22 protein-coding genes and 1 riboswitch are annotated in these 23197 nt (G+C 71.0%); of the genes, 8 read left to right on the top strand and 14 right to left on the bottom strand.

The features are described from left to right. Positions 1-49 precede the first annotated feature (49 nt). Positions 50-778 carry an MIP/aquaporin family protein gene (locus BJY17_RS06715; RefSeq protein ID WP_218890208.1) on the bottom strand — a complete coding sequence of 243 codons (729 nt, stop codon included), beginning with the start codon at positions 776-778 and terminating at the stop codon, positions 50-52. Positions 779-1039: 261 nt separating this feature from the next. Continuing rightward, positions 1040-2791 carry a glycerol-3-phosphate dehydrogenase/oxidase gene (locus BJY17_RS06720; RefSeq protein ID WP_179550678.1) on the bottom strand — a complete coding sequence of 584 codons (1752 nt, stop codon included), beginning with the start codon at positions 2789-2791 and terminating at the stop codon, positions 1040-1042. 121 nt (positions 2792-2912) lie between these two features. On the opposite strand from BJY17_RS06720, the gene BJY17_RS06725 reads away from it, so the two are divergent. The 5 genes from BJY17_RS06725 (at position 2913) to ribH (ending at position 7723) form a co-directional block, all read left to right on the top strand. After that, entirely contained in the window at positions 2913-3938 is a 1026-nt protein-coding gene (locus BJY17_RS06725) for a sugar-binding transcriptional regulator (protein WP_179550679.1), read from the top strand. 38 nt (positions 3939-3976) lie between these two features. Beyond that, a riboswitch (FMN riboswitch) is annotated at positions 3977-4119 on the top strand. Positions 4120-4205: 86 nt separating this feature from the next. After that, entirely contained in the window at positions 4206-5246 is a 1041-nt protein-coding gene (gene ribD, locus BJY17_RS06730) for a bifunctional diaminohydroxyphosphoribosylaminopyrimidine deaminase/5-amino-6-(5-phosphoribosylamino)uracil reductase RibD (RefSeq protein ID WP_246303672.1), read from the top strand. 1 nt (position 5247) lies between these two features. Then, on the top strand, positions 5248-5949 hold the full coding sequence (locus BJY17_RS06735; protein WP_179550680.1) for a riboflavin synthase: 702 nt from the start codon (positions 5248-5250) through the stop codon (positions 5947-5949). Then, positions 5946-7250, top strand: a complete 1305-nt coding sequence (gene ribA / locus BJY17_RS06740) for a GTP cyclohydrolase II (protein ID WP_179550681.1) — start codon at positions 5946-5948, stop codon at positions 7248-7250. The genes BJY17_RS06735 and ribA overlap by 4 nt, the downstream gene beginning before the upstream one ends. Beyond that, positions 7247-7723, top strand: a complete 477-nt coding sequence (gene ribH / locus BJY17_RS06745; protein ID WP_179550682.1) for a 6,7-dimethyl-8-ribityllumazine synthase — start codon at positions 7247-7249, stop codon at positions 7721-7723. Before ribA ends, ribH begins: the two co-directional genes overlap by 4 nt. Before the next feature lie 130 nt (positions 7724-7853). Here ribH and BJY17_RS06750 read toward each other — a convergent pair whose 3' ends face one another. Next, positions 7854-8303 (bottom strand): DUF2269 family protein, encoded by a 450-nt coding sequence (locus BJY17_RS06750; protein WP_179550683.1) that lies wholly within the window; start codon positions 8301-8303, stop codon positions 7854-7856. Between the two features lie 259 nt (positions 8304-8562). Here BJY17_RS06750 and BJY17_RS06755 point away from each other — a divergent pair, with 259 nt between their 5' ends. Beyond that, a complete protein-coding gene (locus BJY17_RS06755; protein ID WP_179550684.1) occupies positions 8563-9924 on the top strand; it encodes an MFS transporter in 1362 nt (453 codons plus the stop codon). 82 nt (positions 9925-10006) lie between these two features. Here the strand turns inward: BJY17_RS06755 and fdxA are convergent, their stop codons facing one another. From fdxA to BJY17_RS06810, 11 genes are all read right to left on the bottom strand, one after another. Next, entirely contained in the window at positions 10007-10333 is a 327-nt protein-coding gene (gene fdxA, locus BJY17_RS06760; RefSeq protein ID WP_179550685.1) for a ferredoxin, read from the bottom strand. Beyond that, on the bottom strand, positions 10330-11760 hold the full coding sequence (locus BJY17_RS06765; protein ID WP_179550686.1) for an FAD-dependent oxidoreductase: 1431 nt from the start codon (positions 11758-11760) through the stop codon (positions 10330-10332). The genes fdxA and BJY17_RS06765 overlap by 4 nt, the downstream gene beginning before the upstream one ends. Next, on the bottom strand, positions 11760-12575 hold the full coding sequence (gene cobA, locus BJY17_RS06770) for a uroporphyrinogen-III C-methyltransferase (RefSeq protein ID WP_179550687.1): 816 nt from the start codon (positions 12573-12575) through the stop codon (positions 11760-11762). Before cobA ends, BJY17_RS06765 begins: the two co-directional genes overlap by 1 nt. After that, positions 12572-13567 carry an ABC transporter permease gene (locus BJY17_RS06775; protein ID WP_179550688.1) on the bottom strand — a complete coding sequence of 332 codons (996 nt, stop codon included), beginning with the start codon at positions 13565-13567 and terminating at the stop codon, positions 12572-12574. The genes cobA and BJY17_RS06775 overlap by 4 nt, the downstream gene beginning before the upstream one ends. Beyond that, on the bottom strand, positions 13557-14300 hold the full coding sequence (locus BJY17_RS06780) for an ABC transporter ATP-binding protein (RefSeq protein ID WP_179550689.1): 744 nt from the start codon (positions 14298-14300) through the stop codon (positions 13557-13559). Before BJY17_RS06780 ends, BJY17_RS06775 begins: the two co-directional genes overlap by 11 nt. An 8-nt stretch (positions 14301-14308) precedes the next feature. Then, a complete protein-coding gene (locus tag BJY17_RS06785) occupies positions 14309-15421 on the bottom strand; it encodes an ABC transporter substrate-binding protein (protein WP_239560076.1) in 1113 nt (370 codons plus the stop codon). After that, complete coding sequence (locus tag BJY17_RS06790; protein ID WP_179550690.1) at positions 15418-16782, bottom strand: sulfate adenylyltransferase subunit 1; 1365 nt, start codon at positions 16780-16782, stop codon at positions 15418-15420. Before BJY17_RS06790 ends, BJY17_RS06785 begins: the two co-directional genes overlap by 4 nt. Further along, positions 16782-17705 (bottom strand): sulfate adenylyltransferase subunit CysD, encoded by a 924-nt coding sequence (cysD, locus tag BJY17_RS06795; protein WP_239560074.1) that lies wholly within the window; start codon positions 17703-17705, stop codon positions 16782-16784. The genes BJY17_RS06790 and cysD overlap by 1 nt, the downstream gene beginning before the upstream one ends. After that, positions 17702-18445, bottom strand: a complete 744-nt coding sequence (locus BJY17_RS06800; RefSeq protein WP_179550692.1) for a phosphoadenylyl-sulfate reductase — start codon at positions 18443-18445, stop codon at positions 17702-17704. Before BJY17_RS06800 ends, cysD begins: the two co-directional genes overlap by 4 nt. Further along, entirely contained in the window at positions 18442-20175 is a 1734-nt protein-coding gene (locus BJY17_RS06805) for a nitrite/sulfite reductase (protein ID WP_179550693.1), read from the bottom strand. Before BJY17_RS06805 ends, BJY17_RS06800 begins: the two co-directional genes overlap by 4 nt. A 155-nt stretch (positions 20176-20330) precedes the next feature. After that, complete coding sequence (locus BJY17_RS06810; protein ID WP_179550694.1) at positions 20331-21101, bottom strand: sirohydrochlorin chelatase; 771 nt, start codon at positions 21099-21101, stop codon at positions 20331-20333. Between the two features lie 107 nt (positions 21102-21208). Here BJY17_RS06810 and BJY17_RS06815 point away from each other — a divergent pair, with 107 nt between their 5' ends. Then, entirely contained in the window at positions 21209-22786 is a 1578-nt protein-coding gene (locus BJY17_RS06815; RefSeq protein ID WP_179550695.1) for a carboxylesterase/lipase family protein, read from the top strand. 143 nt (positions 22787-22929) lie between these two features. After that, positions 22930-23157 carry a hypothetical protein gene (locus tag BJY17_RS06820; RefSeq protein WP_056010100.1) on the top strand — a complete coding sequence of 76 codons (228 nt, stop codon included), beginning with the start codon at positions 22930-22932 and terminating at the stop codon, positions 23155-23157. Positions 23158-23197 lie beyond the last annotated feature (40 nt).

Genomic DNA, 23197 nt, shown 5'->3' on the forward strand with positions numbered 1-23197 from the left:
AGAACTCCGTTGCTGTCAGTGAAACGAATGGATGAGGTGGAGGTGAGGGTCAGCCGAGCAGCGGGAGCAGCGGGATCGCCGCCAGGCCTGCCGCGACGCCGCCGAGGAGCGGGCCCACGACGGGCACCCACGAGTACGACCAGTCGCTGCCACCCTTGCCCTTGATGGGCAGCAGGGCGTGCGCGATGCGCGGGCCGAGGTCACGGGCCGGGTTGATCGCGTAGCCGGTCGGGCCGCCGAGCGAGGCGCCGATGCCGATCACGAGGAGCGCCACGGGGAGGGCGCCGAGTGCTGCCATGCCGCCGTCGCCCTGACGTCCGCCGCCGAAGCCGATGACCACGAACACCAGCACGAAGGTGCCGATGAACTCGGTGACGAGGTTCCAGCCGTAGGAGCGGATCGCGGGGCCGGTCGAGAAGACGCCGAGCTTGGCGCCGGCGTCGGGCTCGGCGTCGAAGTGCTGCTTGTAGGCGAGCCAGCAGACGATCGCGCCGAGGAAGGCGCCGATCAGCTGCGCGGCGATGTAGGTGAGCACCGAGACGATGCCGACCGGCACGAGGGTGCCGAACGCCGCGTTGCCGAACTCCGTCGCACCGTTGGCCACCAGGCCGACCGTGACCGCGGGGTTCAGCTGCGCGCCCGAGGCGTACGACACGATGACGCCGGCGAAGACCGCGAGGCCCCAGCCGAAGTTGATCATGAGCGTGCCGCCGCCGAAGCCCTTCGTCTTCGCCAGGATGACGTTCGCGACGACGCCGCAGCCGAGGAGCACGAGCATCGCCGTGCCGACGAGCTCGCTGAGGAACACGATTCCGAGATTGTCCACGTTGACCTTCTTTCTTGAGGTGTGGTGCCGGCCGCCATGTCGACCGTCGACCGGGAGGCTCCGTCGAAGCTATCGGGCGTTCCAGCCCGAATCGTGCGGATTCCGGTGCACATCCGTGCAGATTGTGCGCGGCGTCCTGTGCGGGTTGAGCCTGTCGAAACCTCCGAGGAGACAGCGACGAACTGGGTTTCGACAGGCTCAACCCGCAACAGGTCAGACGAGCGTGGCGGATGCCTCGAGCTCGACGCCGTGGCGCTCGGCGAGCAGCTCCCTCGTGGTCGCCATCTCGACGGCGCGACGCTCGAAGTCCCAGCCCAGCTCGGCGCCCACGATCTCGGCGAGCTCGTCGAGGAGGGGGGCGGTGAGCGCGCCCGTGAAGGCGATGCTGGTGCGGCGCAGCACCACGTCGGAGAGATGCACGACCCGCTCGGTGCGAGCGAGCCAGGCGATCTCGCGCCGGCTGTAGCCGGTGTGGTGGGCGAGCGGTTCGTCTCGCTCCCCCTCGGTCGAGGCGATGAACGCCTCGGCGCGGGTGCCGTAGCGCTCGAGCAGCTCCTCGGCGCGGAGCCGCCCGACCTCGTCGCCGTGCGTGACGGTCCAGACGCGTCGTGCGTCGTCGGTGGCCGGGTAACCGGCGCCACCGCCGATCGCGAGGCCGGCCGTCGACCGGGTGCGCTCGCGGCCGAGGAGCGCCAGCACCTCGTCGGAGAGGTGCTCGGCGAGGGCGCGGAACGTGGTCCACTTGCCGCCGACGAGGCTCAGGAGCGTCGCGCCCGGGCGCTCCGGGACATCCGCTCGCTCGATGCGGTAGTCGCGGGAGACGAAGCCCGGTGCCTCGTCGTCGTGCCGAGGCAGGGGGCGCACGCCCGAGAAGCGGTAGACGATCTGCGAGCGGTCGACGGGGACCGTTGGGAAAACGTGCGCGATGAGTTCGAAGAAGTAGTCGACCTCGGCCTCGGTGCACACGGCGGGCTCGCGCATGTCGTGCTCGAGGTCGGTCGTGCCGACCATGACCTTGCCCTTCAGCGGGTAGATCAGCACGATGCGACCGTCTTCGTGCTCGAAGAAGATCTCGCGGCCGCCGGTCGCGGCGAGGAGCTCGTCGTTGTCGAGCACGATGTGCGAGCCCTTGGTGCCGCCCATGAATGCGGTGGGGCGACCGAGCCCCTCGTTGGTGAGGTCGGTCCACGGTCCGGAGGTGTTCACGACGACGTCGGCGGCGACGTCGAACTCCGCGCCCGTGAGGGTGTCGCGCAGGCGCACACCCTCTGCGCCCATGCCGACGGCCTCGAGGTAGTTCGCGGCGCGGGCGTGCTCGCCGGCGGCGAGTCCGTCGAACAGCACGTCGAGCGCGAGCCGCTCGGGGTCGTGCATGCTCGCGTCGTAGTAGGTGGCCGTGTACTTGATGCCGGGGTTCAGTGCGGGCAGCTCGGCGAGCGAGCGCTTGCGGCCGTGGAAGCGGTGCCGCGGCACCGAACCGCCGTCGCGCGAGAACGCGTCGTAGATCGTGAGGCCGGTCTTGATGAGCGCCGCCCCGCGCTCGGTGGGCTTGCCCGACTTGTGGGTGAGGAAGCGCATGGGCGCCGACAGGATGCCCGAGAACGTCGAGAAGATCGGCACCGTCGTCTCGAGCGGCTTCACGTAGTGGGGGGCGATGCGGATGAGCGCGTTGCGCTCGGTCACCGACTCCTTCACGAGTCGGAACTCGCCGTTCTCGAGGTAGCGGATGCCGCCGTGGATCATGTGCGACGAGGCGGCGGATGCCCCGGAGACGAAGTCGCCCCGCTCGACGAGCATGACGTCGACACCCTGCAGGGCGAGGTCGCGGAACGTCGCGATGCCGTTGATGCCGGCGCCGATGACGAGCACGGAGCCCTGCGGCCGGGTTCGGATGGCCGCGACATCCGCTCGCTCGCCGCCGGAACCGGGGCGGGGCGTGGTGGGGATCGTCTGCTGCGGAGACATCGCTGTCCTCTCGGGTGTGGAACGGCGGCTTGCATGAGCATGCCTGGTGTGGATGAATACATCGTGAACACGGCGGAACGAACTTGCAAGCCGGGTGAACAAACGTGCAAGGATGGCCAGGATGAATGACCAGTCGACTCTTCCCGTCGAGGACGGCACCGAGGCGGTACCCGGCAAGACGCGCGACGCACTGCGCGCGGCCCACCTCTACTACATGCAGGACCTCACGATGGATGCCATCGCGCACGAGCTGCACACCTCGCGATCCTCGGTCTCGCGCCTGTTGAGCCATGCCAGGGCCAGTGGCCTCGTCGAGATCTCGATCCACTCCCCGCTCGACCTGCCGAGCCGCATCGAGCAGGAGATCCTCGAGCGCTTCGCGGTCGGCGCGCACGTGATTCCGGTGCCCGACCACGCGAGCGACGTCGACCGACTCGACCGCGTCGCCCTCTCGGCTGCACGAATTCTCGGTCGATTCGTCGATTCGAACCAGACGATCGGCATCGCATGGGGTTCGACGATGAGCGCGATGAGCCGGCACCTCGTGCCCAAGGCCACCCACAACACCGAGGTCGTGCAGCTGAACGGCGCCGGCAACGGCCGCACGACCGGCATCGTCTACGCGAGCGAGCTGCTGCGCCGGTTCGGCGACGCGTTCGGCGCCCGAGTGCAGCAGTTCCCCGTGCCCGCCTTCTTCGACGACCCCGAGACCCGACGCGCCTTCTGGCGCGAGCGCAGCACCCGCCGCCTCCTCGACCTGCAGGAGCGCATGGACGTCGCGCTCTTCGGCGTCGGCTCCCCCTTCGCCGAGGTTCCGAGCCACGTCTACCAGGGCGGCTACCTCGAGCGGGCCGACTACGAGGGTCTCTCCCGCGAGGGCGCCGTCGGCGACGTCGCCACGGTGTTCTACCGTGCCGACGGCTCGACCGACGGCATCTCGCTGAACGAGCGCGCCACCGGCCCCGACTTCTCGGTGCTGCGGCGCGCACCCCGCCGCATCTGCGTCGTCTCGGGCCGCGCGAAGCTCGCGAGCCTGCGCGGCGCCCTCGCCGCCGGACTCATCACCGACCTGATCGTCGACGAGGGCACGGCGCGAGCACTCGTCGAGTCACCGAGCGACCGTGAGTCGCCCGAAGATCGGGAATAGCGGCGCGACGCAGGCGTTGACCTAGAATCGAACACAGAAACGTGCTCCGGGGTCGGTGTAAGTCCGAACCGGCGGTGACAGTCCGCGAACTGCGAGCGCGAGGCCGAGAGGCCCCGCACCCGTGGTCGAACCGGTGGAACTCCGGTACCGACGGTGAAAGTCCGGATGGGAGGGGCACGTGTCGGCAGCGCTTTCGCGCCGCCGACGAAGGTCGTCGACGAGCGTCGGCGCCGCCCAGCACCCCGGAGCCCTGAGACAGGATCACGGATGAGTGCGGACGAGCAGCAGGCAGCGGATGCCGCGGCGATGCGCCGCGCGCTCGAGCTCGCCACCCGCGGCCCGGCACGGGGCGTGAACCCGCGCGTCGGTTGCGTCATCCTCTCCCCCGCCGGCGAGGTCCTCGCCGAGGGCTGGCACCGCGGCGCCGGCACCGCCCATGCCGAGGTCGACGCGCTCGCGAAGCTCGAACCCGGCGCCGCTCGCGGCGCGACCGCGGTCGTGACCCTCGAGCCGTGCAATCACACCGGGCACACCGGCCCATGCGCCGTCGCGCTCATCGAGGCGGGCATCGGCCGCGTCGTCTACGCCGTCGCCGACCCGGGCGACCACTCGTCGGGCGGCGCCGACCGACTGCGCGACGCCGGCGTCGAGGTCACCGCCGGCGTTCTCGCCGACGAGGTCGAGGCGATGCTCGACGACTGGCTCTTCGCCGCCCGCAACCGCCGGCCGCACGTCACCGTGAAGTGGGCGTCGAGCCTCGACGGACGCGCCGCCGCGGCCGACGGCACGAGCCAGTGGATCACCGGGGCCGAAGCCCGCGCAGACGTGCACCGCCGTCGCTCGGCCGCCGATGCCATCGCCGTCGGCACCGGCACCGTCTTCGCCGACGACCCGTCGCTCACCGCGCGAGCGCCGGGCGGCGAGTTCTTCGACGCCCAGCCCGTGCCCGTCGTGTTCGGTCGTCGCGAGACGCCTGCGGATGCTGCGATCACCCGCCACCCGCACGCACCCCTGTTCCTCTCGGGCACCGATCTGCACGCCGACCTCGCCGAGCTCGCGCGCCGCGGCATCCGCTCGCTCTTCATCGAAGGCGGCCCCACGCTCGCAAGCGCGTTCATCGCAGCCGGACTCGTCGACGAGCTCCTCGTGTACCTCGCGCCCGCCCTGCTCGGCGGCCCTCGACTCGCCCTCGGCGACCTCGGCGTTCCGACGATCGCCGCCGCGCGCCGCTTCGACTTCGCCGTCATCGAACGGCTCGGCGATGACGTGCTGCTCGTCGCCAGACCCAAGCCCACGGAAGGGAACTGACATGTTCACCGGAATCATCGAGGAACTCGGCACGATCGAGCGCATCGAGCGCACGGCCGACGCCGCGCGGCTCACGGTGCGCGGCCCGCTCGCCGTCGACGGCGTGCAGCACGGCGACTCGATCGCCGTGTCGGGCGTGTGCCTGACCGTCGTCGAGTTCGACGCCGAGCGCTTCACGGCCGACGTCATGGCGCAGACGCTCGCGATGTCGACGCTCGACGCCGCCCGCGAGGGGCTCGCCGTGAACCTCGAGCGTGCCGCCCGAGTGGGCGACCGCCTCGGCGGCCACATCGTGCAGGGGCACATCGACGGCACCGCCGAGGTGCTCGAGATCCGCCCGGGCGAGGCGTGGCGGGTCGTGCGATTCTCACTCGACCCCGAGCACGCGCCGCTCGTGGTCGACAAGGGCTCGATCGCGGTCGACGGAGTCTCGCTCACCGTCAGCGCCGTGGGCGACGAGCCGGGCGGCTCGTGGTTCGAGGTCTCCCTCATCCCCGAGACGCTCACCGCGACGACCCTCGGCGAGCGCCGGGCCGGCGACCGGGTGAACATCGAGACCGACATCGTCGCGAGGCAGGTGGCGCGCATGCTGCGCTTCGATCCCCGCTGGAGCGCCGAACCCGACGCGCGCACGAGCTCGGTCATCGGCTTCCAGGCCACGCCGTCCTCTGAACCGCAGCCGACGGCCGGAGGTGCCGCATGAGTCTCGCCACGATGCCCGAGGTGCTCGAGGCCCTCCGCGCCGGAAAGCCCGTGATCGTCGCCGACGACGAGGCCCGCGAGAACGAGGGCGACGCCATCATGGCCGCCGAGTTCGCGACGCAGGAGTGGATCGCCTGGATGGTGCGCCACACGAGCGGCTACCTCTGCGCTCCGATGCCCAACGAGCTGGCCGATCGTCTCGCCCTGCCGCTCATGACCGAGCGCAGTGAAGACGTGCGCGGCACGGCCTACACGATCTCGGTCGACGCCGCCGATCGCACGTCGACGGGCATCTCCGCCTCCGACCGCGCCCACACCCTGCGGGTGCTCGCCGATCGCACGGCGACCCCCGACCGGCTGGTCCGCCCCGGCCACGTCATCCCGCTGCGCGCGGTCGACGGCGGCGTGCGCGAGCGCGCCGGGCACACCGAGGCAGCCGTCGACCTCATGCGCCTCGCGGGTCTCGCACCCGTTGGGGTCATCGGCGAGATCATCGCCGACGACGGCGAGATGATGCGCCTGCCCGGGCTGATCGAGCTCGGCGAGCGCGAGGGCCTGCCCGTCACGACCGTCGCGGCGCTCATCGACTGGCTCGAGCAGCACCACGCCGGCCACGATCTCGCGGCGACGCCTCCGGCCGCGGGCGTGCCCGAGACGTCCTCCGTCGACTTCGAGGTCGAGACGGCCCTGCCGACCGAGCACGGAGAGTTCCGCGTGCGCGCCTACCGCGACCGCGCGACCGGCGCCGACCACGTCGCGATCATCGCGGGCGACCCGGCCTCGGCGGCCGACGGCGCGATCGTGCGAGTGCACTCCGAGTGCCTCACGGGCGAGGCCTTCGGCTCGCTCAAATGCGAGTGCGGGCCGCAACTCGACGCCGCCCTCGAGACGATCCAGGAGGACGGCGGCGTCGTCATCTACCTGCGCGGCCACGAGGGACGCGGCATCGGCCTCATCAACAAGCTCCGGGCCTACCGGCTGCAGGAGGACGGCCTCGACACCCTCGACGCGAACCTCGCGCTCGGGCTGCCGATCGACGCGCGCGACTACAGTGCAGCGACCGCGATCCTCACCGACCTCGGCGTCGACCGGGTGCGGCTGCTGACCAACAACCCCGAGAAGGTGCGCCAGCTCGAGGCCCACGGCATCACCGTGAGCGAGCGGCTGCCGCTCGTCGTCGGCGTGGGCACCGGCAACACGGGGTACCTCGACACCAAGCGGCACCGCATGGGGCACGCGATCGACGACCGGCAACTCACCGACGGCGCAGCCGAATCACTTCTGGAAGGACACCCATCATGAGCGGAGCAGGATCCCCCGCACTCGACGTCGACGGCCGCGGCCTGACGATCACGATCGTCGCCGGCAGCTGGCACGACGAGATCACCAACGGCCTGATCGCCGGGGCCACGCGCACCCTCGAGGCATCCGGCGCCGACTTCTCGCTCGTTCGCGTGCCGGGCAGCTTCGAGCTGCCGGTCGTCGCGAAGGCGGCCCTCGATGCGGGGGCCGACGCGGTCGTCGCGCTCGGCGTGATCATCCGCGGCGGCACGCCGCACTTCGAGTACGTCTCGGCGGCGGCGACCGACGGGCTCACCCGGGTCGCACTCGACACCGGCAAGCCCGTCGGATTCGGCCTGCTCACCCTCGACGACGAGCAGCAGGGGCTCGACCGCGCCGGTCTGCCCGGCTCGAAGGAGGACAAGGGTCGTGAAGCGGCCGAAGCCGCCGTCGCGACGGTTCGCGCCCTGCGCGGGCTCACCGCTGCGGGTTGAGCCCGTCGGATACCGACTGCGGGTCGAGCCCGTCGAAACCGACTGCGGGTCGAGCCCGTCGATACCGACTGCGGGTCGAGCCCGTCGAAACCGCCCCAGCGGGGGTATCGACCAGCTCAACCCGCACAGGTCACGGCTTCCAGACCATCAGCACGACGACGGCGAGGAGCAGCAGCGACGCGATGCCGCTGCCGGCTGCGATCGCGGGGTAGCTCGCCTTCGGCGCGTCGGCGCTGTCGCCTGCTCCGGAACCGAGCGCCGCTGCGGCCTTCTTCATCGACGGCACGACGACGAACATCGTCACCACGAACGCGATGACGTAGAGGATGATCGACCAGAGGATCCACGGGGTCGTCATCGAGAGTTCGAACTCCTCGGGCGCCATGCTCATGGCGCCGAACCCGAAGACGAAGACGAGCAGCGACAGCCAGGTGAAGATCGTCGTGGACTTCGCGAGCACCGCGACCTGCGACCCGTTGCCGGCGCGCACCGCCCGCATCGCGGTCATCGGGAGGATCGCCATCGGGCCGACGATGAAGACGGCGCCGGCGACGTGCAGAATGCTGATGAAGGTATCCATGGGGTCAGCCTAACGACGAGCGGGATGCCGCGGCATCCGTCGTTCGATCCATCTCCCCCGGCGCGGCGGGCGCCGCTCACCGCGCGGATGCCACCGTTCGTCGCACGCCGGCCCCCTGATCTGGGGGATCGTCAACGATCGAGGCGTAGGCTAGTGCGGTTGCCACAAGCGACGATTCCACCTCACCGACTCCGCTCGACGCCCGACCGACGTGCCCGGAAGCCGGCGCAACGCTCACCCATTGGAGTCCTCGCTGACGATGTCCACCTCAACCGCGGCCACGGCCGCCCCCGCAACCCCCGCGAATCCTCGCAGCCGCGTCATCCTCGCGAGCCTCATCGGCACGACGATCGAGTTCTACGACTTCTACGTCTACGCGACCGCCGCCGTGCTCGTGTTCCCGCACCTCTTCTTCCCGACGGGCGACGCGACGACCGCGCTGCTCGCCTCGTTCGCCGTCTTCGGCGCCGCGATGGTCGCCCGCCCGCTCGGTGCGGTCATCTTCGGCCACCTCGGCGACAAGCACGGTCGCAAGGCCACCCTCGTCGGCGCGCTGCTCACGATGGGCATCGCGACGTTCCTCATCGGCCTGCTGCCGACCTACGCGATGGTGGGCTGGCTCGCTCCGCTCCTGCTCGTCGTGCTCCGCATCGCGCAGGGCTTCGCGCTCGGCGGCGAGTGGTCGGGTGCCGCGCTCGTCGCGACCGAGAACGCGCCGAAGGGCAAGCGAGCCTGGTACGGCACGTTCCCGCAGCTCGGCGCGCCCATCGGCTTCATCATCGCCAACGGCCTGTTCCTCATCATCGCGGCGGCACTGCCGTCCGATGATCCGACGATGCCGTCGCAGGCCTTCCTCGACTGGGGCTGGCGCATCCCGTTCCTGTTCTCGGTCGTCATGGTGATCGTCGGCCTCTGGGTGCGCCTGCGCCTCGTCGAGTCGGCCACCTTCTCGAAGGCGTCGAAGGAGGGCAAGCTCAAGAAGCTCCCGCTCGGCGAGGTCTTCAAGCACCACTGGAAGCAGCTCATCCTCGGCACCTTCTTCATGCTCGCGACCTACGTGCTCTTCTACCTGATGACCACGTTCTCGCTCAGCTACGGCCGCGCGCCCGTCGAAGGCGCGGAGGGCGTGCTGCCCGGGCTCGGCTACTCGTACAACACCTTCGTGCTGATGCTCATCGGCGGTGTCGTCTTCTTCGGCATCTTCACCCTGCTCTCCGGCCCGTGGGCCGACAGGTGGGGCCGCCGCAAGACGCTCATCTGGGTGACGCTCGCGATCATCGTGTTCGGCCTGCTGTGGGTGCCGCTCCTCGGCGCCGGGTTCTGGGGCGTCATGCTCTGGCTCGTCGTGGGCTTCTCGCTCATGGGCATGACCTTCGGCCCCATGGGAGCGCTCCTGCCCGAGCTGTTCCCGACGAACGTGCGCTACACGGGCTCGGGCATCTCGTACAACGTGTCGTCGATCCTCGGCGCGGCCGTCGCCCCGTTCATCGCGGTGGCGCTCTGGGGCGCCGGTGGCGGCAGCCCGTTCTGGGTCGGCATCTACCTCTCGGTCATGGCCGTGCTCACGCTCATCGCCCTGCTCGTCTCGAAGGAGACGAAGGACGTCGACATGGACGCCTGATCACCGGTGCTGCGAAGGGCGGATGCTGCGGCATCCGCCCTTCGTCGTCGGCGCACGCGACTCGCGGTCGCCGGCGCACGCGTCAGGCGTGCGCCGCCTGGGGCGGCAGCGCCGCGATGAGCGGGTGGTCGAAGTCGAGCACCCCCGTCTTCGCGGCACCGCCGGGCGAGCCGATCTCATCGAAGAACTCGACATTGGCCTTGTAGTAGTCGGCCCAGACGTCGGGCAGGTCGTCTTCGTAGTAGATGGCCTCGACGGGGCAGACCGGCTCGCACGCACCGCAGTCGACGCACTCGTCGGGGTGGATGTAGAGCGAGCGCTCACCCTCGTAGATGCAATCGACCGGGCACTCGTCGATGCACGCCCGGTCCTTGACGTCGACGCAGGGCAGCGCGATGATGTAGGTCACGAGAGCGCCAGGGCGCCGTCGCGCGAGATCTCCACCTGCTCGTCGCGGGCCACGACCTTCACGCGCTCGCGCACGATGCCGGCGTGCGCGGCCACGGCCGGCTCCCACGCCTCGCCGAGGCCGCGCTCGTGCGCGTCGAGCTCCAGCCATCCGGCCCAGGTGGTGAAGCGGATGCCCCGCGCCTCGAGCAGCTCGAACACCTCGTCGCCCTCCGCCGAGTCGACGATCGGCTCGGGCAGCGAGCCCGCCGCGGCATCCGCCAGCAGGTTCGTGACGGTCTCGAGCGCGTCGCCCTTCGTGTGGCCGATGAGGCCGACGGGGCCGCGCTTGATCCACCCGGTGGCGTAGACGCCCGGGATCGCTGCGCCCGCGGCATCCGTGACCCGGCCGCCCTCGTTCGGGATCACCGCTGCGCGCTCGTCGAACGGCACGCCGGCGACCGGCGAACTCGCGTAGCCGACGGCGCGGTAGACCGCCTGCACGGGCACGTCGACGAACTCGCCGGTGCCCTCGACCGAACCGTCGCCGACGGGGCGCGTGCGCTCGAAGCGCACGCCCTCGACGCGCCCGTCGCCGAGCACCTCGACCGGTGCGTGCAGGAAGTGCAGGTGCAGTCGGCGCGACGCCGTGTACTCGTGATCGGCGGGCTTCCGCCACCCGTTGAGCGTGCGGGTCATGACCTTGACCTGGTTGTTCGATGCGAACAGCGCCTCGGCGTGCGGGTCGTTCGCCGCTCGCTCGAAGTCGTCGTCGTAGACGATCACGTCGACGTCGGGCACCTCGCCGAGCTCGCGCAGCTCGATCGGCGTGAACTTCACGTGGCCGGGGCCGCGACGGCCGAAGACGTGCACGTCGGTCACCGGCGAGGCTTCGAGGCCTTCGACGACGTTGGCGGGCACGTCCGTCGTCAGCAGGTCCCTCGGGTGCTTCGCGAGCACGCGGGCGACGTCGAGGGCGACGTTGCCGTTGCCGATGACGGCGATCGACTCGGCCTCGAGCGGCCACTCGCGCGGCACGTCGGGGTGGCCGTCGTACCAGGCGACGACGTCGGCGGCGCCGAAGGAGCCGGGCAGCTCGATGCCGGGGATGTCGAGCGGGGCGTCGCGCAGGGCTCCGGTCGCGAAGACCACGGCGTCGTAGCGTTCGCGCAGCTCGTCGACCGTGATGTCGCGGCCGACCTCGACGTTGCCGATGAGCCGGATCGTGCCGGCGTCGAGCATCTCGTGCAGCGAGTTCACGATGCCCTTGATGCGCGGGTGATCGGGCGCGACGCCGTAGCGGATGAGCCCGTAGGGCGCGGGGAGCGACTCGAACAGGTCGATCGCGACCTCGCCGCCGATCTCGGCGACCTGGCGGCTCAGGATGTTGCCGGCGTAGATGCCGGCGGGGCCGGCGCCGACGATCGCGACGCGGAGGGAGAGGGTCATCAGAGGGTGGCCTTTCGGTTTCTGCTGGTTGAGCTCGTCGAAACCAGATCGGGAGCGCTGATTTCGACAGGCTCAATCAACAGGGACGTTGCGTACGGGCTCAGGGTCACGACGTCGCCGACGACGACGACCGCGGGCGAGCGGATGCCGCGGCGCGCCGCCTGCAGGGCGATGGTGTCGAGCGTGCCAACGGTGACGCGCTGGGCCGGCCCGTAGCCGTCTTCGATGATCGCGACGGGGCAGTCGCCGCCGCGTTCGCCGCGGGCGAGGGTGATCGCCGAGTTCGCGAGCGTGCCGATGCCCATGAGCAGCACGACCGTGTGGTCGCGGCCCCCGCCGAGCGACTTGATCTGCTCGTGCCCGGTGACGACGGTGAAGGTCGTCGCGAGCCCGCGGTGCGTGAGCGGGATGCCGGCGATCGCGGGCACCGAGATGGCGCTCGTGATGCCCGGAACGACTTCGACGTCGATGCCGTGGTCGCGGCAGAAGGCGAGCTCCTCGCCGCCGCGGCCGAAGATGAACGGGTCGCCGCCCTTCAGCCGCACGACGCGCTTGCCGTCGCGGGCCAAGGTGACGAGCAGCGCGTTGATCGCGTCCTGCGGCACCGCGTGGTGACCGGGGAGCTTGCCGACGTCGACGACCTCGGCACGGAGCTCGATGCCCTCGGCGGCGAGCCCGTCGAGCACTCCGCGGGCCCCGAGGCGATCGGCGACGATGACGTCGGCGGCCTCGAGCGCGCGGAGGCCGCGGATCGTGAGGAGTCCAGCATCGCCCGGGCCGGCGCCGACGAGCGCGACACGACCGGCGGCGGTCATCGGGTGCCTCCCAGGAGTCCGCGGCGACGCAGCATCCGGCGCTCGAGCGGGGCGAAGAAGACGAGTTCGATGAGGATGCCGATGAAGAGGATCACGAGCACCGCCGCCAGCACACCGCCGATGTCGGCGAGCTCTCGGCTCTGCTGCAGCATCGAGCCGAGGCCGAAGCCGATCGTGCCGCCCATGGCGATGATCTCGGCGGCCATGAGCGAGCGCCATGAGAACGCCCAGCCCTGCTTGAGGCCGGCGACGTAGCCGGGAAGCGCCGCGGGAAGCACGACGAGGGTGGCGAGCCGCGTGCGTCCGGCGCCGAGCACGGTTCCCACGCGGCGCAGCTGCGGCGGCACCTGCTCGACGCCCGCGATGAGGCCGTTCACGATCGACGGCGTGGCCCCCATGAGCACCACGAAGTAGACCGTGGCGTCCGTCAGTCCGAACCAGAGGATCGCGGCGGGCACCCACGCCACCGACGGCAGCACCTGCAGACCCGAGATGATGGGTCCGACCGCCCGGCGCAGCGGCTTCACCTCGGCCAGCAGCAGGCCGAGTGGCGTGCCGATCACGACCGCGATGAGGAAGCCGACGACGCCGCGCTCGAGGCTCGTGAGCACCGCGGTCTGCAGGCGGCCCGACTCCCATGCCTGAGACATCGCGGCGAGCACGTCGAGCGGGCCGGGAACGATGTCGGGGCGCGGCTGCGCGATCACGACGTAGAGCTGCCAGGCCGCGATGAGCGCTACGACGAAGAGGATCGGCGGCAGGACGCTCGTGGTGAATCGCTGCCAGGCGCGCGGTGCGTGCTCGGGATCGGTCTGCAGCCGGTCGAGGCCCGCCTCGAGACTTCTGAGGTCGTCAGCGGCTGGTCGAGTAGCGCCCGACGAAGGAGGACGCGTATCGAGGCCCGGTGAGGGGCTCTCGACATCGGCTTCCAGGGTCTCGATACGCTCCTGCGTCGCTACTCGACCGGCGGTGGGGTTCTCGTCATGCGGCATTTCGGCGGATCTCCTTCCGGAGCTGTTCCGTGATCTCGATCGAGAGCGCCGCGACTTCGGGAGACTCGATGCGGCGGCCGGATGTCTCGGCGATGCGCCACTCGCCCGCGACTCGGCCGGGCCGGGACGACAGGAGGACGACCCGTTGCCCGAGCCGAGCAGCTTCGCGGACATTGTGTGTGACGAAGACGATGGTGCGACCGGTGCGACGCCAGACGCGCTCGAGCTCCTCGTGGAGGAGGTCGCGGGTGATGGCGTCGAGGGCGGCGAACGGCTCGTCCATGAGGAGCACGGGCCGGTCCTGCGCGAGAGCACGGGCGAGCGCGACGCGCTGCCGCATGCCGCCCGAGAGTTCGTGGGGTCGCTTCTCCGCGGCATCCGCGAGGTTGACCGTGTCGAGGAGCTCCAGTGCCTCGCCTCGCCGAGCCGACCGCGCGACGCCACGCAGTCGCAGCGCGAGCTCGACGTTCTGGCGGGCGGTGAGCCACGGCATGAGCGCCGACTCCTGGAACATCACGGCCGCGCCCTCGGCGGGCACGTCGATGGTGCCCGTCGTCGGGCGGTCGAGGCCGGCGATGAGGTTCAGCAGCGTCGACTTGCCGCAACCGGATGCGCCGAGCAGGCAGACGAACTCTCCGGCCGAGACGTTCAGGTTCACGTCGTCGAGCACGAGCGGGCCCGCGCCGAAGCGCTTGCCGAGCTGCTCGATGCGGATGGCCGTCTGCCCGCTCATGGTCGCTCCTACTCCTCGCCGAGGCCGCCGGCCGAGACCGGTTCGCCGCCGTCGGATTCGAGCAGCCCGTTCAGGAGCCGCAGGTCGAACAGGCCGTCGATCGAGCCGTCCTTCTGCGTGCCCGCCTCGAGGCCGTTCGCGACGAGGGTCTCGAAGGTCTCGGCGTGCGGGTCGACCGAGAAGGTCACGTACTCGAGCGCCCGGGTGATGACCTCGTCGGCGAGCGGCTTGCCCGTCTCGGCCTCGAGTGCCGCGTTGATGACGGTCGGCGCCTCGGCCGCGTGGTCTTCCAGCCAGGCGACGGATGCCACGTGGCCCTCGAGCAGCGCTTCCACCGTCTCGGGGTGCTCGTCGAGGAACTCGGCGCGCACGAGCAGCACGGTCGTCGGGAACGCGCCGTCCTCCCAGAGGTCGGCCTCGTCGACGAGCACGTGCGCGCCGGCGTCGACGATCAGGCGCGAGACCCACGGTTCGGGCAGCCAGGCGCCGTCGATCCCGCCCTGCTGGAAGAGCGTGAGCGTCTGCGCGTTCTCGGTCGGCGTGATGTGCACGTCGCCGCCGCCCGTCGTGTCGGTCTCGTACCCCTCGCTCGCGAGCCACGAGCGCAGCGCCACGTCCTGCGTGTTGCCGAGCTGCGGCGTCGCGAGGGTCGTGCCCTCGAGGTCGGCCGGCGAGTCGATGCCGTCGCGGACGACGAGCGCCGCTCCGCCCGTGGCGGCACCGGCGACGATGTGCGCCGACTGCCCTCCCGACTGGATGAACGTGTTGATCGACGGGTTCGGCCCGATGTAGGTCGCGTCGATGGCGCCGGCCGAGAGTGCCTCGATCGCGGCCGGGCCGGCGTTGAAGACCTGCGTCGTGAGCTCCGTGTCGCCGAGGGCATCGCCGAAGAGGCCCTCCTCCAATCCCACGAGCGCGGGCGCGTGGGTGACGTTCGCGAAGTACCCGAGTCGCAGCTCCGCCGCGGGCTCCGTGGTAGCGGATGCCTCGGCGTCCGGTCCGGCGGCGGCCTGCGGCGCGCAGCCGCTCAGGGCGAGCACGGCGGTCGTGACGATCGCCGCGGCGAGCATCATGCCCGCGACCAGGCCGAGGCGGGAACGGACGCGTGATGTTGCGGTCATGCTGCTACTCCTTCGGTGTCGGTGGTCGTGCGGGTGGTGCTGCCGGCGTGGCCGGTGGTGGGTGTCACCGGGGCGGTGACGATCCCGGCGGCGAGCGTGGCGCCCGACTGCGGGTCGATGACGAGGAACGCGCCGGCGCGGCGATGCGCGGCGTACTCCTCGACGGGCAGGTCGGCCGAGAGGCGCACGCGCACCTGGCCGATGTCGTTGATCTCGAGCAGGTCGGCCGGCTCGAGCTCGAGCGAGTCGAGGTCGCGGCGTCCGACGATCTCGGGCACGAGCGCCTGCACGGTCGTCGTGCCCGACTTCACGAGCACGCGCGCGCCGGGGCGGAGCGGCGCGGCGCCGAGCCAGAAGACCGCGGCGTCGAGTTCGCGACGCGGTTCGGGCAGCGCACCGGCGCCCACCACGACCGCGCCGCGTGCCGCATCGAGCTGGTCGGCGAGGCGCAGCGAGACCGACTGCGGTGCGGATGCCGCGTCGAGTTCGCGCGGCCCGGCGTCGATGCCCGTGACCGTGGTCGTCGCACCCCCGGGGAACACCTGCACCCGGTCGCCGACGCGCACGGTGCCCGACGCGATGCGGCCGGCGAACGCCCGGTAGTCGCGGAAGCGCTCCGGGTCGTCGACGTCGTGCGCCACGGCGCCCTGCGGACGGATGACGAGCTGCACCGGCATCCGCAGCGCCTCGAGCTCGGTCTCGAGCTCGTCGAGCGAGGGCAGCGCCTCGAGCAGCTCGATCAGGCTGGGGCCGTCGTACCAGGGCGTGTTCGGCGAGCGGTCGACGACGTTGTCACCGGCGAGCGCCGAGACCGGGATGACATGGGCCGCGGGCAGGCCGAGGTCGATGGCGAGCGCGGAGACCTCGTCGGCGACGGCGGTGTACGCGGCCTCGGAGTATCCGAGCAGGTCGATCTTGTTGACGGCGATGATCACGTGCGGCACGCGCAGCAGCGCGACGACGGCGAGGTGTCGCCGGGTCTGCTCGAGCACGCCGTTGCGGGCGTCGACGAGCACGACGACGGCGTCGGCGGTGGTGGCGCCCGTCACCATGTTGCGCGTGTACTGCACGTGGCCGGGGCAGTCGGCGAGGATGAACGAGCGGCGGCCGGTCGAGAAGTAGCGGTAGGCCACATCGATCGTGATGCCCTGCTCGCGCTCGGCCCGGAGTCCGTCGGTGAGCAGCGCGAAGTCGATCGCGCCGGGCTCGCCGCCGAAGCCGCGCTCGGCGGAGGTGCGGGCGACCGACTCGAGCTGGTCGGCGAGGATCGCCTTCGAGTCGTGCAGCAGGCGGCCGACCAGCGTCGACTTGCCGTCGTCGACCGAGCCGGCGGTCGCGAAGCGGAACAGTGCGTCGCTCATCAGAAGTACCCGTCCTTCTTGCGATCCTCCATGGCGGCCTCCGAGATGCGGTCGTCGGCCCGGGTCGCGCCCCGCTCGGTGAGCGTCGACGTCGCGACCTCGCGCACCACGTCGGCGACGGATGCCGCGTCGGACTCGACCGCGCCCGTGCAGCTCATGTCGCCGACCGTGCGGTAGCGCACGGTGCGCACCTCGATCGTCTCGCCGGCCTGCGCCGGGGACACGTCGGAGATCGCACGCCACATGCCGTCGCGGCGGTAGACCTCGCGCTCGTGCGCGTAGTAGAGCGGCGGCAGTTCGATCTGCTCGCGCTCGATGTAGCGCCACACGTCGAGCTCGGTCCAGTTCGAGATCGGGAACGCCCGCACGTGCTGGCCGACCGTGTGGCGGCCGTTGTAGAGGTCCCAGAGCTCGGGGCGCTGGTTGCGCGGGTCCCACTGCCCGAACTCGTCGCGGAGGCTCAGGATGCGCTCCTTGGCGCGCGCCTTGTCCTCATCGCGACGGGCCCCGCCGAAGACGGCATCGTGGCGGCCCGCTGCGATCGCATCGAGCAGCGGCTGCGTCTGCAGCGGGTTGCGCGTGCCGTCGGCCCGCTCCTGCAGCCTGCCGTCGTCGAGGTAGTCCTGCACGGAGGCCACCTCGAGGCGGAGACCGAGGCGCTCGACCGTGCGGTCGCGGAAGTCGATGACCTCGGGGAAGTTGTGGCCCGTGTCGACGTGCAGCACCGGGAACGGCACCTTGCCCGGCCAGAAGGCCTTCGCCGCGAGGTGCAGCACGAGCACGGAGTCCTTGCCGCCCGAGAAGAGCAGCACGGGCCGCTCGAACTCGGCGACGACCTCGCGGATGATGTGGATCGATTCGGACTCGAGCGCGTCGAGCGCGTCGATGCCGGTCTCGACGGGGATCGTGTCGATGGCGCTCATACGTGCAACCCGCATTCCGTCTTGTCGAGGCCCGACCAGCGGCCGGCCCTGGGGGCCTCTCCCTCGGCGACCTGCCGGGTGCACGGTTCGCAGCCGATCGACGGGTAGCCCTGGGTCAGCAGGTCGTTCACGGGCACACCGAAGGCGTTCGAGTAGTCGATCAGGTCGTCGAAGCTCCACGCCGCGAGCGGGTTGACCTTGACCAGCCCGTTGCGTTCGTCGAACGTCACGAGCGGGGTGTTCGTTCGCGTGGGCGCCTCGTCGCGGCGCACGCCCGTGAACCACAGCTCGTAGCCCGTGAGCGCATCGTGCAGGGGTGCGACCTTGCGCATCGCGCAGCATTCGGCGGCGTCGCGGGCGAACAGGTCGAGCCCGAACTTCGCGTTCTGCTCGGCGACGGTGAGTTCGGGCAGCACGTCGACCACGCGCACGTCGAGCGCCGAGGCGACCTTGTCGCGCGTCTCGTAGGTCTTCGCGAAGTGGTACCCGGTGTCGAGGAAGAGCACGTCGACACCGGGCAACGACTGGGCGACCACGTGCGGGAGCACGGCATCGGCCATCGAGCAGGCGACGGCCGCGGCATCCGCATCGAAGTTGCGCGCGACCCAGGCGATGACCTCGTAGGCGGATGCCTCGTCGGCGGCGAGGCTCCGGAGTTCGACGTTGCCCGCCTCGGCCAGCTCGCGCAGTTCGCCGTGGGTGCGCAGTACCGTGGCGCGGGGTGCCAGGGAGACGCTCATCGGAGCACCTCCTCGTCGGCGCGGTGCGCCCATTCGGCGAACGTCTCGTCGGCGACGGCGTCGCGGTCGTCGAGGAATCGCTTGACGACCCGCTCGACGTAGTCGGCGATGCCGTCGGCCTCGACCTTGAGGCCGCGCACGGTGCGGCCGAGGCCCGCCTCCTCGCGGTCGGCCGTCGCGAGGCCACCGCCGAGGTGCACCTGGTAGCCGGGAACCTGCTCGCCGGCGTCGTTCATGATCAGCTGGCCCTTCAGACCGATGTCGGCCGTCTGGATGCGCGCGCACGAGTTCGGGCAGCCGTTGACGTGCAGGCTGATCGGGTGCGGCAGGTCGAATCCGTCGAGCGTGCGCTCGAGGTCGAGCACGGCCGCCGTCGCGAACGCCTTGGTCTCGACGATCGCGAGCTTGCAGAACTCGATGCCCGTGCAGGCGATCGTGCCCCGGCGGATCAGGCTCGGGCGGGCCGAGAGGCCGAGCTCGTCGAGGCCGGCGATGAGCGACTCGACCCGGTCTTCGGGGACGTCGAGGATCACGAGCTTCTGGTGCGGCGTGGTGCGCAGGCGCGAGGAGCCGTGCGCCTCGATGAGTTCGGAGAGCTTCGCGAGCGTCGGGCCGGAGACGCGGCCGACGATCGGCGTGGCGCCGACGTAGAACCGGCCGTCCTTCTGACGGTGCACGCCGACGTGGTCGCCGTGCGCGAGCGGCTTGGGAGCGGCGGGGCCGTCGGGCAGCGGCGAGTCGAGGTACTCGGTCTCGAGCACCTGACGGAACTTCTCGGTGCCCCAGTCGGCGAGCAGGAACTTCAGGCGGGCCTTGTTGCGCAGGCGCCGGTAGCCGTAGTCGCGGAAGATCTGCGCGACGCCGTGCCAGGCCTCCGCTACGCGCTCGGGGACGACGAAGACGCCGAGGCGCTCGGCGAGCCGGGGCGCGGTGGAGAGTCCGCCGCCGACCCAGAGGTCGTAGCCGACGCCGAGTTCCGGGTGCTGCACCGCGACGAACGCGACGTCGTTGATCTCGTGCACGACGTCCTGGCTCGGGTGGCCGGTGATCGCCGTCTTGAACTTGCGAGGCAGGTTCGCGAGCGTCGGGTCGCCGATGAACCGGCTCGTGATCTCGTCGATCTGCGCCGTCGGGTCGATGAGCTCGTCGGAGGCGATGCCGGCGACGGGCGAGCCGAGCACGACGCGCGGCACGTCGCCGCAGGCCTCGGTGGTGCCGAGCCCGACCGCTTCGAGGCGCCGCCAGATCTCGGGCACGTCTTCGACGCGGATCCAGTGCAGTTGGATGTTCTGGCGGTCGGTGAGGTCGGCGGTATCGCGGCCGAAGTCGATCGAGATGTCGGCGATCACGCGCAGCTGCTCGGTCGTGAGCTGCCCGCCGTCGATGCGCACCCGCAGCATGAAGAACTCGTCCTCGAGTTCGTGGGGCTCGAGCGTCGCGGTGCGGCCGCCGTCGATGCCGGGCTTGCGTTGCGTGTAGAGCCCCCACACTCGGAACCGCCCGTGCAGGTCGGTCGGGTCGATCGACGCGAACCCGCCCTTCGAGTAGATGCGCTCGATGCGGTCGCGCACGCTCAGGCCGTCGTCGACCTGCTTCCACTCCTCGTTGCCGTTGAGGGGCGCGGTGCCGTCGACCTTCCACTGCCCGTGGGGGCGGCTCGCCGGGCGGGGCGGACGCTCGCCGGAACGGGCCGCCGGGCGGCTCGGCGCCTCGATCGTCTCCTGCGTCATGTCTCTCCTCGGTCACCGCTGAGTGCGGGTTTCGACCGAGGCTAGGCGGGTTGACGGCGGGCCGGGATGCGAGCCGTCACATCACGGCAAGGAAGGCAACACGGCGTCAATCGCGGCAATGCGGCGTCACAATCAGTGAGACGCAGCGTCGCGCGCTATGCTCCCGGCGCAGCATCGGCTGCCTCGGCCACGGCTTCGGCCACCGTCTCCGCGAACCGATCCAGCACGACGTCGACGAGCTCCTTCGGGGCGTCATCCGGGGTCAGGAGCGGCTCGGTGAGGAGATCGGCGCCCGCGGCCGCCGCGAGGTCCTGGAAGTATCCGGGCGCCAGCAGGTAGCTCGCCGCCACGACCCTGCGGCCGCCTCCGTCCGCCCGAACCGCGGCGATCGCGTCGGCGAGTCGGGGCTCGGCCGCCGAGAGGAAGCCGACCGCCACCGGCGCGCCGAGCGCCGTCGCGAGCCGCTCGCCCATGTCGCGACAGTCATCGACGGCGCGCACATCGCTCGATCCGGCGACGGCGAGCACCACGCGGTCGTCGGGCGACGCGCCCGCCTCGTCGAGACGGCGGCTCAGCACCTCGACGAGCCGGTCGTCGGGCCCGAGCGCCGCGGCGAGCCGCACCTGCCGATCGGCGACGGCCTCGATCTCCCGTCGCAGGTCGACGTGCACGTGATACCCGGCCGAAAGCAGCAACGGCACGACGACCGCGGGCATCGAGGGCGGCAGCGCGCCGAGGGTGGCCGCGACATCCGGTTGCTGCACGTCGACGTGACCGAGTCGCACGGCGGCGGGTGCGGCGGCCGGTGCCGATCGCGCCGTGGTCGACACCTCGACGGCGTCGATGAGCCGCTGCACGGCGGCCTGCCCGTCGGGCGAAGCGGTGCCGTGCGAGATGCCGATGAGGGCGGCCGTGGTGAGGTCCATCCCTCCATCGTGCCCTGCCGTCGGCGCGCTCGCGCACGCGGTATCGTCAACGGCTTTGACAACACTGTGGACACACCGTAGATTCCGGGAGAACACGAGGGAGCAACATGACTACTGGGAGACTCGCGAAGGTCGCCTCGATCGCGATCGCGGCCACGGCGACGGCACTGCTGCTGAGCGGATGCATCGCCGGCGGCGCGGCCGACGACGGCGCACCTCAAGCCGCACCGCAAGTCGAGATCGAGCAGGGATCGTTGACAGGGGTCACGACCGCCGACGGCGTCGAGTACCTCGGCATCCCCTTCGCCGAGCCGCCGGTCGGCGATCTCCGCTGGCGCGAGCCCGAGGCCCCCGAGCCCTGGGCGGGCGTGCTCGATGCGTCCAAGCCCGGCCCCGACTGCGCCCAGACGGTGAACGGCGACTCCGACGGCTCGCTGAGCGAGAACTGCCTCTACCTGAACGTCTACGCTCCCGAGGACGCCGCACAGGAGAGGCTCCCGGTCGTCGTCTTCCTGCACGGCGGCGGATACACCGCCGGCACCCCGAACATCTACGACGGCCGCAACTTCTCTGCGACCGGCGACGCCGTGACCGTGATCCCGGCCTACCGCCTCGGCCTGTTCGGCTTCTTCGCCACCGCGGCGACCGCCGAGGAGGGCGAGTACGGTGCCCAGGGCAACTGGGGCATGCTCGACCAGCAGCAGGCGCTGCGCTGGGTGCAGGAGAACATCGAGACCTTCGGCGGCGACCCCGACAACGTCACGATCGTCGGCGAGTCCGCCGGCGGCGGCTCGGTCTGCTTCCAGCTCGCGTCGCCAACGGCCGAGGGGCTCTTCGACAAGGCCGTGGTGCAGTCCATGGCCTGCGGCGCCGGCGCACCGGCATCCGACCCGACCGAGTTCACGACGCAGTGGGGCTGCGCGGCCGACGACGCCGAGTGCCTCCGCGCCGTGCCGACCTCGACGATCGTGGGAACGGCGACCGGGTTCGGCTTCGCCTCCCCCGCCAGCGGCGGTCCCGACCAGCCGGTCGGCCCGCTCGAGGCGGCCGCCGACGGCACCCTCGCCGATGTGCCGATCATGATGGGCGTCACCCGCGACGAGTGGCTCGGCTTCGCCTCGGCGCAGTACCCGCTCGACCCCGCCGAGTACGAGGCCGGTGTCACCGCCCAGTTCGGTGCCCTCGCCCCCGACGTGCTGGAGCTCTACCCGGCCGACGCCGGCGAGGACCCGATCTTCGCCTCGGGCTGGCTCAGCGGCGACTCGATGTTCGCCTGCCCGTCGGTCGTCGCCTCCGACAGCTTCGCCGACGCCGGTCGCTCGGTGTACTTCTACGAGTTCGCCGACGAGACGACGCCCGGATGGCGCTCGCTCGGCGACCCGTTCCCGCCCTCGACGCTCGAGCTGGGCGCCACCCACACCACCGAACTCCAGTACCTGTTCAACTACACCGCCGCACAGCGCGCGTTGGACGAGGAGCAGCTGGCCCTCGCCGACCAGATGGTCGCCCTGTGGTCGGCGTTCTTCGAGACCGGCGCCCCGAGCATCGACGGCGGTCCCGAGTGGAGCACGTTCGCCGACGGCCGCGAGGTGCTCGAGCTGAAGACCGAGGAGGCCGGCGGCCTCGAGATGATCGACACGTTCGAGTCCGCGCACAACTGCGGCTTCTGGAACGGGCTCGGCTAGTCCGGCACGAGCATTGACGAGGAGGCGGGGCGGCTGCATCAGCCGACCCGTCTTCGTCGTCTGCAGCACCACCTCCTCCGCAGCCTTCGCCAGTTCGTCAACTTGGATTGACGATCGTCCAGAGGTCAACTACGGTTGACGCCATGGACGACCACACCCTCCGAACCGCGATCGCGGCCGCCGACGGCGACGACCCGTATCGCGCACTCCGCGACCTCCACCACGCGCGTGTCGCACTCACCCGCGAGCTCGACCGCGCCGAGGCGACTGCCGTCCGTCGAGCCCGGGCCGCCGGGTCGAGCTGGCAGCTCATCGCCCTCGCCCTCGAGGTCTCGAAGCAGGCGGTGCACAAGAAATACGGACGCAGTTAGGGCACGTAAACTTCAAGACGGCGTTCTGCGACACCCGGGC

The organism is Agromyces hippuratus, from assembly GCF_013410355.1.
GTDB lineage: Bacteria > Actinomycetota > Actinomycetes > Actinomycetales > Microbacteriaceae > Agromyces > Agromyces hippuratus.

Bases quoted from the DNA above. Each gene is read 5' to 3' on its own strand.
- BJY17_RS06715 (WP_218890208.1), bottom strand. From the start codon at position 778: ATGCTCGTGCTCCTCGGCTGCGGCGTCGTCGCGAACGTCATCCTGGCG.
- BJY17_RS06720 (WP_179550678.1), bottom strand. From the start codon at position 2,791: ATGTCTCCGCAGCAGACGATCCCCACCACGCCCCGCCCCGGTTCCGGC.
- BJY17_RS06725 (WP_179550679.1), top strand. From the start codon at position 2,913: ATGAATGACCAGTCGACTCTTCCCGTCGAGGACGGCACCGAGGCGGTA.
- ribD (WP_246303672.1), top strand. From the start codon at position 4,206: ATGAGTGCGGACGAGCAGCAGGCAGCGGATGCCGCGGCGATGCGCCGC.
- BJY17_RS06735 (WP_179550680.1), top strand. From the start codon at position 5,248: ATGTTCACCGGAATCATCGAGGAACTCGGCACGATCGAGCGCATCGAG.
- ribA (WP_179550681.1), top strand. From the start codon at position 5,946: ATGAGTCTCGCCACGATGCCCGAGGTGCTCGAGGCCCTCCGCGCCGGA.
- ribH (WP_179550682.1), top strand. From the start codon at position 7,247: ATGAGCGGAGCAGGATCCCCCGCACTCGACGTCGACGGCCGCGGCCTG.
- BJY17_RS06750 (WP_179550683.1), bottom strand. From the start codon at position 8,303: ATGGATACCTTCATCAGCATTCTGCACGTCGCCGGCGCCGTCTTCATC.
- BJY17_RS06755 (WP_179550684.1), top strand. From the start codon at position 8,563: ATGTCCACCTCAACCGCGGCCACGGCCGCCCCCGCAACCCCCGCGAAT.
- BJY17_RS06765 (WP_179550686.1), bottom strand. From the start codon at position 11,760: ATGACCCTCTCCCTCCGCGTCGCGATCGTCGGCGCCGGCCCCGCCGGC.
- cobA (WP_179550687.1), bottom strand. From the start codon at position 12,575: ATGACCGCCGCCGGTCGTGTCGCGCTCGTCGGCGCCGGCCCGGGCGAT.
- BJY17_RS06775 (WP_179550688.1), bottom strand. From the start codon at position 13,567: ATGCCGCATGACGAGAACCCCACCGCCGGTCGAGTAGCGACGCAGGAG.
- BJY17_RS06780 (WP_179550689.1), bottom strand. From the start codon at position 14,300: ATGAGCGGGCAGACGGCCATCCGCATCGAGCAGCTCGGCAAGCGCTTC.
- BJY17_RS06785 (WP_239560076.1), bottom strand. From the start codon at position 15,421: ATGACCGCAACATCACGCGTCCGTTCCCGCCTCGGCCTGGTCGCGGGC.
- BJY17_RS06790 (WP_179550690.1), bottom strand. From the start codon at position 16,782: ATGAGCGACGCACTGTTCCGCTTCGCGACCGCCGGCTCGGTCGACGAC.
- cysD (WP_239560074.1), bottom strand. From the start codon at position 17,705: ATGAGCGCCATCGACACGATCCCCGTCGAGACCGGCATCGACGCGCTC.
- BJY17_RS06800 (WP_179550692.1), bottom strand. From the start codon at position 18,445: ATGAGCGTCTCCCTGGCACCCCGCGCCACGGTACTGCGCACCCACGGC.
- BJY17_RS06805 (WP_179550693.1), bottom strand. From the start codon at position 20,175: ATGACGCAGGAGACGATCGAGGCGCCGAGCCGCCCGGCGGCCCGTTCC.
- BJY17_RS06810 (WP_179550694.1), bottom strand. From the start codon at position 21,101: ATGGACCTCACCACGGCCGCCCTCATCGGCATCTCGCACGGCACCGCT.
- BJY17_RS06815 (WP_179550695.1), top strand. From the start codon at position 21,209: ATGACTACTGGGAGACTCGCGAAGGTCGCCTCGATCGCGATCGCGGCC.
- BJY17_RS06820 (WP_056010100.1), top strand. From the start codon at position 22,930: ATGGACGACCACACCCTCCGAACCGCGATCGCGGCCGCCGACGGCGAC.